Annotated in this window: 11 protein-coding genes and 3 pseudogenes; 9 read left to right on the forward strand and 5 right to left on the reverse strand. The window is 45.0% G+C overall.

Features of this window, described 5'->3' with window-relative positions; all coding sequences use genetic code 11:
• Positions 1-18: 18 nt before the first annotated feature.
• Positions 19-1,485, forward strand: coding sequence for a protein-tyrosine phosphatase family protein (locus C0K55_RS22880; protein ID WP_085948675.1), 1,467 nt, complete (start codon positions 19-21; stop codon positions 1,483-1,485).
• A 15-nt stretch (positions 1,486-1,500) separates the two neighbouring features.
• On the forward strand, positions 1,501-1,944 hold the full coding sequence (gene sicP / locus C0K55_RS22885; protein ID WP_000058248.1) for a chaperone SicP: 444 nt from the start codon (positions 1,501-1,503) through the stop codon (positions 1,942-1,944).
• 98 nt (positions 1,945-2,042) lie between these two features.
• Here the strand turns inward: sicP and C0K55_RS22890 are convergent, their stop codons facing one another.
• Positions 2,043-2,345: a hypothetical protein gene (locus C0K55_RS22890; RefSeq protein ID WP_096925787.1), complete on the reverse strand. Its 303-nt coding sequence runs from the start codon at positions 2,343-2,345 to the stop codon at positions 2,043-2,045.
• A gap of 301 nt (positions 2,346-2,646) precedes the next feature.
• On the opposite strand from C0K55_RS22890, the gene C0K55_RS22895 reads away from it, so the two are divergent.
• The 5 genes and pseudogenes from C0K55_RS22895 to C0K55_RS22915 form a co-directional block, all read left to right on the forward strand.
• A complete protein-coding gene (locus C0K55_RS22895; RefSeq protein WP_001285492.1) occupies positions 2,647-3,879 on the forward strand; it encodes a phosphoadenosine phosphosulfate reductase in 1,233 nt (410 codons plus the stop codon).
• Entirely contained in the window at positions 3,864-4,502 is a 639-nt protein-coding gene (locus tag C0K55_RS22900; RefSeq protein WP_096925785.1) for an IbrB-like domain-containing protein, read from the forward strand. Before C0K55_RS22895 ends, C0K55_RS22900 begins: the two co-directional genes overlap by 16 nt.
• Positions 4,503-4,665: 163 nt before the next feature.
• A pseudogene (locus tag C0K55_RS26405) lies at positions 4,666-4,785 on the forward strand (PerC family transcriptional regulator); the annotation flags it as partial.
• Positions 4,786-5,112: 327 nt separating this feature from the next.
• Entirely contained in the window at positions 5,113-6,177 is a 1,065-nt protein-coding gene (locus C0K55_RS22910) for an ADP-ribosyltransferase (protein WP_105267084.1), read from the forward strand.
• 244 nt (positions 6,178-6,421) lie between these two features.
• Positions 6,422-6,721, forward strand: a pseudogene (locus tag C0K55_RS22915) (transposase); the annotation flags it as partial.
• A gap of 220 nt (positions 6,722-6,941) precedes the next feature.
• Here C0K55_RS22915 and asrC read toward each other — a convergent pair.
• The 3 genes from asrC to asrA are packed head-to-tail and all read right to left on the reverse strand — an operon-like array spanning position 6,942 to position 9,828.
• Positions 6,942-7,952 (reverse strand): sulfite reductase subunit C, encoded by a 1,011-nt coding sequence (gene asrC / locus C0K55_RS22920; protein ID WP_000109846.1) that lies wholly within the window; start codon positions 7,950-7,952, stop codon positions 6,942-6,944.
• Positions 7,953-7,962: 10 nt separating this feature from the next.
• A complete protein-coding gene (asrB, locus tag C0K55_RS22925) occupies positions 7,963-8,781 on the reverse strand; it encodes an anaerobic sulfite reductase subunit AsrB (protein ID WP_024257408.1) in 819 nt (272 codons plus the stop codon).
• 3 nt (positions 8,782-8,784) lie between these two features.
• Entirely contained in the window at positions 8,785-9,828 is a 1,044-nt protein-coding gene (gene asrA / locus C0K55_RS22930; protein ID WP_000279208.1) for an anaerobic sulfite reductase subunit AsrA, read from the reverse strand.
• 426 nt (positions 9,829-10,254) lie between these two features.
• On the opposite strand from asrA, the gene C0K55_RS22940 reads away from it, so the two are divergent.
• Positions 10,255-10,893 carry a uracil-DNA glycosylase gene (locus C0K55_RS22940; protein ID WP_071988078.1) on the forward strand — a complete coding sequence of 213 codons (639 nt, stop codon included), beginning with the start codon at positions 10,255-10,257 and terminating at the stop codon, positions 10,891-10,893.
• A 196-nt stretch (positions 10,894-11,089) separates the two neighbouring features.
• Here C0K55_RS22940 and C0K55_RS22945 read toward each other — a convergent pair whose 3' ends face one another.
• Positions 11,090-11,512 (reverse strand): universal stress protein, encoded by a 423-nt coding sequence (locus C0K55_RS22945; protein WP_000639548.1) that lies wholly within the window; start codon positions 11,510-11,512, stop codon positions 11,090-11,092.
• 401 nt (positions 11,513-11,913) lie between these two features.
• Here C0K55_RS22945 and C0K55_RS22950 point away from each other — a divergent pair.
• Positions 11,914-12,628: pseudogene (locus tag C0K55_RS22950) on the forward strand (IS256 family transposase); the annotation flags it as partial.
• Positions 12,629-12,842 lie beyond the last annotated feature (214 nt).

A 12,842-nucleotide genomic window follows, 5' to 3' on the forward strand; every position in this document is an offset into this window, starting at 1 on the left:
TACTTATCTGGAGGAAATATGAACTCTATTCCCTTGTCTGAGTTTTCTGGTGTCCGTGGTTCTGGTCATGCCCGGCTTTATATTAAAGCTTCAGACTCAGGAGCCCAAACGGTGGTAAGTGAAAAATTTGGCTCGCGTATACTCACCCGTCTTGGAAAGCTGCCTTTACTCCGAAATACGGAAAGTGTACAGGAACGCAGGAATGCTGCTGCAAGAGAGGACTACTACACTAGGAGAATGTTTAAGGAGAGTTTAAAGCAGGTATATGGTGATTCTTTTTCACAGCAGGCCATACAGGATATAGCTGGCAAAAAACTGACCCAGCGAGAGGTTAGGAAAATTATTAACAACGCTGAAAAGATGAAGGTGGATGGTGGTAAAGAAGAACCAAAAGTGTTGTCTTGTAAAGCGGGCGAATTTACTAAAGTTGATTACGATACCAGCCTGAAAGAACTTGACCTGTTTGCTCGGAAGGCAAAAGAGATAACAGGCCGTGAGCTAAAAAATATTGAAACTACGGATAAAGGCTGTTTACGTTCACTGATGATGGCAGCTCAGAGGGTAGCGCAGTTTACGGATAATCCGGACATTACCAAAGCTATTCAGACACTGCTGAACGTTCATATCGGCGGCATCCCGTTTTCGCAGTTTGGAGCGAATGCTATGGACGGCAGGGCGGTTCAGTGGGTGAAGAACGCCTCAAAAAAAGAATTAAATTATGCTGCTGATATGATGAGGAAAATCGCCAGTGATTTTGAAAAACTGCTTCAGAATATAAAAAGCGGACGGGATAAAATTAATGCGCCATCACTGGGGATGGCCCGGTTTGATGGTATCAGGGTTAATCCACAGACACAGGTGGTGCTGAGTGATGGGACACCATTACCGGTTAACACATTAACATACGGGCGGAAGCCAGTTGCGCTGGCTGGCTCTTTCCCGACCGAAAACGGGATGGAGAAATATCTGCAAATGCTGGTAGAAAAAAACTGCACCTGTTTGGCTGTGCTGACGTCTCCCGGACAGATGACCGAAAAGGGACTGCCGTCTTACTTTGCGGGAAACCATAAATACGGAGAGGTTGACGTCTCCAGTGAAAAAGTGTCCGGCCCGGGAATGACAAATGTTTATCGGTTGACGCTCCGGTATCAGGGGAAAGCCCATACCCTGCATGTCATTCATGCTTTGAACTGGCCGGATCATGACGCACTGCCGCGTACTGACGATTTACGCCAGCTGGCTCAGCTGGTTAACCAGTATCAGTCAGGCAGTCCGGAGGCTTCTGTACCGATGATCCATTGCCTTGGTGGGGTGGGAAGAACCGGGACCCTGGCGGCGGCAACGTTATTGCTGAAAGCGCCGAATATTGAGCTGGACAGGGTGGTTGACGAGTTCAGGGACGCCAGGAATGAGCGAATGCTTGAGGATGATGTACAACGTGAGCAACTGAAGGCATTGCAACAGGAATTGACCTCCTCTCGCTAAATCTGCGTTGAGTGAATGTCTTTGCAGCGTGTTTTTATTGTAATTGTGAATAAGTTAAAGGTTGTTGTGATGTACCAGCATGAGCGAATTATTTCGGAAATTGGTGAAATCCTCGGATTACCGTTAGATTTTGACGAAGAGGGACAGTGTGCCTTACAGTTTGATGAGAATTTGTTTGTTTCATTTCAGGTATGGAAGAATGATACGTGGTTGCTGACAGGTTTATTACTGGATACATTACCTTCTGAACCGGACAACTCTTTCTGGAAAAAGATCATGATGTTTAATCATGAGATGGCAATGGAAAATGCTGGAAACCTGGTATATTCGGAGAATGATAATGCCATTTTTCTAGTGGATATTGTTACTGACTTGTCGAATGCTCATGCTATCATTGCGCATTTGGAAGGTTTTGTTAATAAACAGGAATATCTTATATGTGAATTACATCGTGAATAAATAGAATCCTTTTGTTGCAGATGTGCCAATGAATAATATAGTATGATGCTTCTGTCTTGATGTCCCTAAACCATCTCTCCAAGAGATGGTTTCTTACTTTATTGTTGTATATTGCTGTGTGCTATTTCTAGTAACTCAGATAAAGAAAGATTAAGATATTTTTCTTGTTTGAGTAATTTGTTGAATTCAGCAAACAGGATTTTTTCTTTCAGATAATCTTGTTTGTATTCAGGATGTTTTTCAAAGAATGAATGTGCCTCTTTATAAAGGTTGGAGTGTTGTTCTGCTTTTTTATTTGGAATGGATGTAATTGTGTTTGTAACAGAAGGTGTATGTGTTGAAATATTATTGTTGCAACCTGTTATCAAAAGAGTGGTGAATAAAATGGCTTTATGATTCATAAATACTATTGTGCTGATTTTGAATGTGATTTGATAATTAAATCATATCAAATGAGTTTGTCAAGAAAATGTCGAGTTAAAATCAGTGTATAGTAACTTGAACCATTATTTTAATAAACAGAATCTACAAAAATTTATTGATGCAATTAGTATGTTCAAAATACACTTTTCCTGAAGCTCGTTAGCGGATAGTCCATATCGTTCTGGAAAGTAAATACGCATATAACTCATTGTGGACTGTCGATACACCAGGGGGGCTTTACGAAACTTAACGTTAAGTATATAGCATAAAATCAGAAAAATGAGTGATACGCTTTTAACTGAAAAAATTCTTATCGGAGAAAATGTTCTGCGCGCAGCAATTGCTCGTATTGAGTGGATTTTTGAAACATTTCCGTCGGTATGCCTGTCCTTTTCCGGTGGTAAGGATTCGACCGTGCTTTTCCACCTTGTGGCAGAGGTAGCCCGCAGGAGAAAACGTCATTTTTCTGTATTGTTCATTGACTGGGAGGCTCAGTACCAGTGCACAATTGCACACATTCTAAAGATGAGGGAGATGTATCGGGATGTGACGGAGACTTTTTACTGGGTGGCACTCCCCCTGACTACGGTAAACGGTGTCTCTCAGTTTCAGCCGGAGTGGATATGCTGGGAGCCAGGTGTGGAGTGGGTTCGCCAGGCACCTGAAGAGGCTATTACGGATATGGCGTATTTTCCCTTTTACCGGTATGCCATGACTTTTGAAGAATTTGTTCCGGCATTTTCTTCCTGGTTTGCCGGTAACCGGTGTGGAGTGGCAGTGCTGACTGGTGTCCGTGCGGATGAATCGCTCAATCGCTTTATGGGACTGGTGTCTCAGCGCAAACTGAGATATGCCGATGATAAACCATGGACCACTGCATCGCCTGAAGGGTTTTACTACACCATGTATCCGTTATATGACTGGAAAGCCCGCGATATCTGGATATATAACGCCAGAACCTGTGCCATCTACAATCCTCTGTATGACCTGATGTACCGTGCCAGCGTGCCGTTACGCAACATGCGTGTCTGTGAACCTTTTGGTCCTGAACAACGTAAGGGGCTGTGGCTTTACCATGTTCTGGAGCCGGAAACCTGGGCCAGGATGTGTGAGCGGGTGTCAGGCGCTGCCAGCGGGGCGCTTTATGCCAATGAAAGCGGTGCCTATTTTGCCCTGCGTAAGCGTATTTCAAAACCAGCTCATCATACCTGGCGCAGCTATGCGATGTTCCTGCTGGATGTGATGCCGGAAAGAACGGCAGAACATTACCGTAATAAAATTGCTGTCTACCTGCGCTGGTATCAGACGCGGGGCTTCCCGGATGACATCCCGGATGAACAGGAGAATGACCTGGGGAGCCGGGATATCCCGTCCTGGCGACGTATCTGTAAGACTCTCATAAAGAATGATTTCTGGTGCCGTACTCTCTCCTTCAGCCCTAATAAACCCCGGCACTATGAACGTTATCTGCAGCGTATGAAAGAAAGGAGGAAGGAATGGGGGATTCTGTGACAGCGGAGGTACTGAGTGACATGATTCGTCAGTACTTCAGCCAGGAACGACCAGAAGAAGAGACCATACAGGCTCTGAATCATCTGCGCAGGGTGCTTCATGAGGTCAGTCCTTTTGCACAGGAGCCTGTGGACTGTGTGCTGTGGGTGAAAGCGGATGAGGTGGTGGCCAATGATTACAATCCTAATGTCATGGCGCCGGGTGAGAAAAAACTGCTGAAACATTCACTGGAGCAGGATGGGTTCACGCAGCCTGTGGTTGTCTCGGAAGAGAAGGAGCATTATCTGGTCGTGGATGGTTTTCATCGTCAATTACTGGGCAGGGAAGCAGGTACGGGAAACCGTCTGAAGGGCTGGTTGCCAGTAACCTGTATTAATCCGGAAAGAAAGGGACAGGCCTCACGTATTGCTGCGACCATCCGACATAACCGGGCCAGGGGGAAACACCAGATAACCTCAATGTCTGATATTGTCAGGGACCTGTCGCGGCTGGGCTGGACGGATGAACGTATTGGTACAGAGCTGGGTATGGACCAAGATGAAGTGCTGAGACTGAAACAAATTAGCGGGCTGGCAGAATTGTTTCAGGAAGAGGACTTCAGCCCGGCATGGACGGTTCGCTGAGGGCGTCAGATATATGTATTATTTCAGCGAGTTAATGTTTTGAGCAGGAAAAAGAGTACCCCGGAGGTTGTGGAAAACTTGGTTGCGCAGAAACTGGAGGTTGCAGGTTGCAGGTTGCAGGTTGCAGGTTGCAGGTTGCAGGTTGCAGGTTGCTGGTTGCTGGTTGCTGGTTGCTGGTTGCTGGTGCAGGGCGTCTGCCCGCTGGCTTTTTATTATGGGCAATTTTGAATGTACAGAAGCACAATAAGAGTGGTTGTTATTGCGGTGGAATTATTGTCTGGTGTAGATATCGCGGTCGACATTACCAGAGAAACTGGATATCAGCGAAGTATTCGAGCAGGTAGCCTGACGGCTGCGGCTTGTCATGGTTTGTAATTTTCATTTTCACATCAGCACACAAAAAGCGCCGGTGTAACAAGTTTCTTAGAGAACAGTGGAATAAGACAAATGCTGAATCGCTCCGGACCTCACTTGCTTTACAGGATGCTCTAAGATATTACAGGTGAAAGTCCCCCTGTCTACTTCAGTTATACTACCAGCAGTAGGTATCTACCATAAGCTTATATTTTATTAATCAAATTTTTACTTTAAATGAACAAAAGGTGTTTTTATGTCAATAATTAACTCAGTACATTTGAGAAGAGCGTTTGGGATGCATGTTTCTGGTGATGAAATGAAGGAGATTTCCAAGAAATATCCAAATGGAAACGTGAAGAATGCTGATAAGAATCTGAAAAGAGATGTTAAGAGAATTGCTAATACAATCAATAGTACTAATAAATCCAAGTGCCATGAAATGGCCAGGTTTCTGACAAGTATCAAGGGAACATGTTACTATACTTCTTTTGTTCAAAAATCACTTGATAATTATGCTATTAAGCATGGTCGTAATATCGAGAGCAGAACCATTAACAAGAACTTCAATAATCATGAAGAACTTAACAATAATGCAAATAAAAACATAGGGCAAAGCCGTCAGTCGCATATATATGAACACGGACTCAACAAAAAAAATCATTCAAATGAGCACGAATATGCCAATGTTTTCAGTAATAGTTCAAATGAGAGCGAATATACAACCGTTTCCAGTAATAGTTCAAATGAGCACGAATATGCCAATGTTTTCAGCAAGAGTGCTAAATCTGCTATTGAGCTGTATACTGGATGTGAATACAGACAATTGAACGACGCCCTCAGAAATAGTTTACCGCTTAATGGAACTATGCAAGAAATAATTAAGGGGCTGAATGAAGTGTTTTCCAAGAATCCCAATTTTGGTTCTGTGTTAAGAACATACAGAGGCGTTCCACATAAAACAAACCTGTCTGACCTTAAAGAAGGTGAAGTTTGTACTGTTAAGGGGTATTTATCTACTTCCCGTAATAAAGATATCGCAAACGATTTTAAAGGAGAGCGTGGGGGGGAGTTAAATGTTATTTTTGGGAGGAGTCATTGTGATATGTCTAAATACTCAGAATTTCCATACGAAGAAGAGGAATTATATCCACATGGAGTAAAAATGAGGAAGTTATTTCAATATGATCTTGGGGGTGTACACATTAATATACTTGAAGAATTAAACGAAAATCCAGTTAGTATCCGCAGGGTGACATCTGCTCTGGATGTAGCTAAAGTAAATCAACATTCTTTTTCAAGAAAAAGTGGGCACTTATAAATAATATATATTAATATTTGCTCGTTGATAGGGATTTAAATCCCCAAAATATTAAGTAACACCGAAGACCAGGCATCTGAACGACGTGTCACATATGCCATCGTATTGGCATTGCCGATTAATTGCAATGATTCGATTAATCTTTGTGAATGTTATCGTTTTTTACTTACGTAGAGCCTGTGCATAGATTTTCGTGTGTAATTATCTGTTTTTAATATGCTCAATAAGCAATGAAGGCTAATTTATGGACGAAAAACAGTTACAGGCTCTGGCTAATGAACTGGTCAAAAACCTTAAAACCCCTGAAGACCTCAATCAGTTTGAGCGGCTGCTGAAAAAGATCAGCGTTGAAGCCGCTCTCAATACAGAGATGACACATCATCTTGGGTATGTGGAAAATCAGTCCAAACCGGGAACTAATTCCCTTAACGATTATTTCACAAAGACCGTTATCACAGGCGGCGGTCCCCTAGAACTGCGTACTCTGCGCGATCGTGACGGTATCTTTGCACCACAACTGATAAAGAAAAATCAGCCCCGTATTTATTATTGAGTTCAGTGGCCGCCTGGACGGCCACTTCTGAGAAAAGGTATTTACACAGAATCCTAAACAGGCTCTTACAGTCGATTGCTTTGATGCTTTAGGCTTCCCTCAACTCGCATAACCTCAACTTCTCGAACCGCCTTGTGCGGACCCGCATGTCGGGTGGTGTGGCAAGGGAGCAGCCTTGTGCTGCTCCTATGCCGATCATAATGATTTCATGTCACCTGGCTGATTTAAGATGGAGACGGGCGACAGATTCATCTTCTGCCCAGTAAATCCGTTCCGCTACCGTGGCTTCGGGATTCAGCTGTACGCCGCGCAGTACCCGCTCTTTAAAGCGCAAATAGCCCCCTTTATCAATAAGGTGCCCCATATGAAGGTAAACTGGTTTACCGCCCAGCATTTCTCTTTCAAATTCAAACAGATTGGTGATGACCTGTCTGATGACATCCTCTGTAACCTTGTTAAGGAAGATTTTCCCTGCCCGTGGCGTTTTTTTACCGGTTCTTCCTCCCAGGCGAACCTGCCAGAACTCCTGCGGCTGACGCTGCCAGGCGAGGGTGGGGCATGCCAGAACACATTCGCCGCATCCGATACAGAGGGACTCTTCCTTTGTGACTTTTCCGTTCTTTAATGACAGGCACCCCACAGCGTGGTGGGCACAGGCTTTCACACAGGCGCCGCATCCGATGCAACGTTCTGCCGTAAAACGCATTCTGGCCACACCAATAATGCCAAAGTCTGACATGGACGCTTTGGCACAGTCATTCGGACAGCCGGCAATGACGGTTTTCAGGTGATAGGCGCTGGGATAAATCAGCTTTTCCAGCCGCCGGGATAAACCTGTGGTGTCGGTATTGGCTTTCTGGCAAATCCGGTTACCCTGGCAGGCGACAATGTTGCGTCCGCCAATCGCCAGGTATCCGGCTTTCGGATCATCAACCTGAACATCACACAGCTCCATTTCAATTTCGCGAATGAAAGGTTCCAGTGCGGCATTCACTTTGTCGATATCTTCGTAACGAATACCGGGCATGGCCAGTTTCTGGCGGGTGGTCAGATGGATCTGACCGTTACCCCAGGTTTCCGCAATCTCGCGTGCCACCGTCAGCAGGTGCGCGGGCAGAATGCCGCCGGGAATACGTACGCTTATCATGGCTTCGCCGCGGACTTTGGACAGGCGATATTCGTTGTTTGCCCGGGCCTTAATGATATCAATATCCACACTCATCATTTTTTCCTCAGTCTGCAAACTGACGGGCTACGGCATAGTTGAAAACCGGGCCATCGACGCAGACGTAGACATCCCCCATGCGGCAGTGACCGCATTTCCCCACTGCACAGGCCATCCGGCGTTCATAATCCACCCAGATTTGTTCCGGCTGCAGCCCTTTTTCCAGCAACATCTGTACGGTGAATTTAATCATCACGGGAGGACCAACCACGATTGCCTGCATGGTGCTGACATCTTCAAATGTCAGTGCTGCCAGATGCTCAGTGACCCTCCCGGTACGGTAACGTTCATCTGCTTCGCCTTCATCCAGGGTCAGAATGAGATTGTGGTGCCGGTGCCAGTTCGCCATTTCCTGTTTGTACAGCACACAGTCCCGGTTTCTATAACCGAAAATCATGTCAAGCTGGTTGATTTCCTGCGGGTTTTCGACGAAATAGCGCATTAACCCTTTGACTGGCGCAACGCCAGTGCCGCCGGCAATGACCACCAGAGATTTGTGGCGGAAGGCATCAACAGGATAGCCGTTACCATAACAGCCACGAAGCCATACCCTGTCGCCTTCACGGAGGGTAAAAAGCGCGCCGGTCACTTTGCCGACATTGCGGATAAGCAGGTCTATCCAGCCCTCTCCGCAGTCAGAAACAGAAATGGGCGCCTCCCCGACGCATGGCAGGGAGACTTCGACAAACTGTCCCCAGCGGGCCGGAAAATCGACTTCCACACGAAAATTCCACTCCTGTGGTGTATGACGGGTGATGGAAATAATGCGGTATGCAGCAGGCAAAAGGCTGTGCTTTTCTTTATCATGACAGGAACACTTTGACACAGGTTATGCCTCCCCGGAGAGTGCCTGCCGGACCGCGGCAGTCATTTTATTGATAATACGTGAGAATTTAATGTACTGAGGGCAGCGGTCATCGCAGCGTCCGCAGCCCACGCACATATGCTCAATACCATTGCGGGCTTTGTAATCATTGACTTTATGAAGTGCACGGTAACGTAAACGTTCTCCCGCAGACTGGCGAAAACTGTGTCCGCCGGCCATATCGCTAAAACCCGGTACCATACAGCTGGCCCACTGGCGACGGCGTTCACCGCGCTGAGGATTTTCGTCATAAGCCACATCAAAAACGCTGTAGCAGGTACAGGTCGGACACCCGGTTGTGCAGCGTCCGCATCCAATACAGCGGGTGTTGTACTCATCCCAGAGCGGATGATTGATAATAATGTCGCGAACTCTTTGGGGGGACTGACAGATTTTTTCAGGGAGGGTAACCTGTGCCGGATTTTCGCTGACGAAGACAGGCTCATATTCTGTGCTCTGTCCCATTCCCTGTAAGGCATTTTCAAAAAAAGCATCCTTGATAAAAACACTGGCGCCGTCATCACTGAATCGCATTGCTGCACTGTAATTATCGGTTTTATTGCTCCCCATGGAGACACAGAAACAGTTTTCAAAACTTTGCGGGCACTCAATCAGAACAAAACGAATATGGTCGCGCAGTCGCTGATAAGTGTAATCAGAATTATTCCCATTAGATAAGTACATATAATCCAGTCGCGACATGGCATTGATGTCACAGGCGCGGGCAAATATCAGTACTGGCGTGGTATCCGTCTCCGCAATCTGGATAGTGTCTTTATTAAAATAAAAGAGTGTTTCTGTTATCGGTGAAATAACCGTATTGGGTGACATGTGGGATTTCTCCTGCCAGACCAGGTCATCCCATCCCCGGATTTGCTGATAAATAATATTATCCGTATCAGCAAAACGCCCGCCGCGAAACTCGGCGGAAGGCGCCAGGACGCGCCATTGTATGTTCAGTCGCCGGATTAACAAACTGAACTCTTCAGGCGTGATTTTAACCGCCATCACATACTCCATTACCTGTCAGTGAAGGATATATTGAGAAAATAATGCTTCTTTTTTTACGCTAACGCTGAAGCGTTAACAGTAACAACGGAAAAAACTGATTGTTGTTATCGCTATAATGAATAAGTGGTGCTTTAAGCACCCACATAAGATAGTGTCGTTACTCGATGTACACCGGAACGATAAATGCCGTTTCTGTGTGTGGGGCGATGAAAAGGGAGGGCGAAACAGCAATGAACGATGGATAAACATAAATCACGGAAAACATAACCGGTGACAGGATGTACTGCGTAAATCGAAAAGAATCAGCAGTAGTAAACATGTCGGTGAAAAAATATAACTGTCTTATTATAACTTCAGTGCGGAATGAAAATCGTATATGGCTCAAAATGAGCATAACATGAAGCTGACAACAGGGCTGACTGAGTGAAAAAAGACGACAATTGCACGCTAAAAAATCCGGACATTCTGAAGCAAAAATGCAACGCATTATATTCCTGCCATATTGCTTCTCTCACCAGACAGGTGCAGTGTTACCATGATAAAGGCGTGGACATGCCATGGATTGACCCTGCTGATGGCGGTGTTAAGGCCAGAATGTTAATATTACTGCAATCACCCGCAAGAAGTGATCTGACGCCCAGATTTGTGTCACTTGATAATCCCTGCCCGTCTCAACAGAATCTTCAGCGTTTTCTTAAACAGACCGGAATCAAAAGAAAAGATATTATTCTGTGGAATACGATGCCGTGGCTTACTCTCTCCGGTAAAAAACTCTCACCGACCCGCAATAACATCACAAAGGGTGTGGGAATACTAAAATCACTGATGCCTTTACTGAAGAATTTAACGGTTGTCGTTCTGGCTGGTTCGGCAGCCTCGCAAACACGTTCGTTTTTTGAGAGAGAATACCCTCATCTAACATTACTGACCATGCCTCACCCCAGTCCGTTGTCACTCTGTCGTTCTCCTTCTGTGACGGAAGCAATAAAAACAACGCTTCATCAGGCATATTTATTGATAAATTCACACCGTTCAGAGGTTAATAACAGTCATACTTTATAACTGTTCAACGTTCATTCCGACCTGACGATAATGTCAGGTTACACATTTATCCAGAAGCTTTGTTTATGGAGGTAAGAAAAGATGTCCGTACAACACGATACCTGCAGCCCGGAACCGGAGCGTTGTATCAAATTGTCTCCTGAGACCGGGCATTATATTAAAACTCGTTATCGCCGGATAACTGATTTATATTTTATCAGGGAAGCGGAATAACAAGAATATTAACTGACAGAGAGTTTATCAGTTCACGGCAGGAGGGCAGCAGTTTATGTATAAAAGACTGATGGTGTCCACATATCAGAAGGTCGCATTGTTCTTCATTAACAACCTTAACCAGTGATAAAGGCATTTCACCCGGAACAATGCGAATTTTAAGTTTCTTGTTGCAGATGTCGCTGGCAAGTTTTTGTATGTGTTCTCTGTTATGTGTTCTTATTCCATAAATGACATCTTTACACGAGGGCATGTAAATGCCGTGTCCCATTTTCTCATTAATGTCGTCAATGTGAATGATTGTCAGGTATGCATCATTCTGTTCAGCCAGTGCACGGGCTTTGTTGATTAAAATGGTGTCATCGTCCTGTCCGGCAACCGCCACGGCAATATTTTTGTAAATCATATTAATCTCCAGTAGGTAAAATTCCTTTTTGTTGCAGTTGTTAATTTGATAAGTGAAATAATGAAAGGTGTCAACACATAAAATCTTTAAATTAAACCAGTTTTAACGATAGATTATTCTTTTATGAAGTATACAAGGGGCTGTGTCGCTACACTATTACGCAACCTGTTTTTTGTACAAAAATATAATTTCTGTAATTTCTATTAAACAGAAATCATATTGCTTCCTTACAAAAAATGACAAAGTGAATATTGAAAAATCCATTCCAGTGCTTGTATTGTGATACGCATATTGAGGCTGGGAATGAGCTAGGAGGGTATATTATCTTTGGATAATATACAGACAATGCATCCATTTGGGGGCGTGAGCGTGAATATACGCAGGAAACAATTTATTGACTTCTCGTTTATCTTGACTGTATCGTCCTTAAAGTTCGGCAGGACAGTCGCGTCATCAACAAATCGGTGTTCCTGGCACTGGGCATCAATATCGAAGGTCAGAAAGAACTGCTAGGTATGTGGCTGGCCGAAAATGAAGGGGCGAAGTTCTGGCTCAATGTGCTGACTGAACTGAAAAACCGCGGTCTGAACGATATCCTCATCGCCTGTGTGGATGGCCTGAAAGGCTTCCCGGATGCCATCAACATAGTATATCCGAAGGCCCGCATCCAGTTATGCATCGTGCATATGGTGCGCAACAGCCTGCGCTTCGTGTCATGGAAGGACTACAAAGCCGTCACTCGCGACCTGAAAGCGATTTATCAGGCTCCCACGGAAGAGGCAGGCCAGCAGGCACTGGAAGCGTTCGCTGCGGCCTGGGACAGTCGCTATCCTTAGATAAGCCGAAGCTGGCAGGCTAACTGGCCGAATCTTGCCACGTTTTTCGCTTATCCAACGGACATCCGCAAAGTGATCTATACGACGAATGCCATCGAGTCGCTAAACAGCGTGATCCGCCATGCGATCAAAAAGCGTAAAGTGTTCCCGATAGACGACTCGGTGAAAAAAGTGGTGTGGCAGGCAATCCAGTCTGCGTCCCGTGCCGTTGAAGGACTGGCGAATGGCTATGAGCCGCTTTATTATCGAGTTCGGTGACCGCCTAGACGGTCACTTCTGAGAAAAGGCATTTACACAGAATCCTAAACAAGTTAGAAAAATTCTGTATCTGCCCTATACAGCACTGTTAACATAGACATATATTAATAGTGCATAAATCACAAATTACGTGATATTGTTCAATCTTCTTCGCTTAAATCTGAAAAGCCCACTGCAGGATCGAGCTCTTTATTTATTATTCTAACTATACGAGGGTCTGCTACTTCATAAAGGGT

Source organism: Escherichia sp. MOD1-EC6098, assembly GCF_002965865.1.
Taxonomy (GTDB): domain Bacteria; phylum Pseudomonadota; class Gammaproteobacteria; order Enterobacterales; family Enterobacteriaceae; genus Escherichia; species Escherichia marmotae.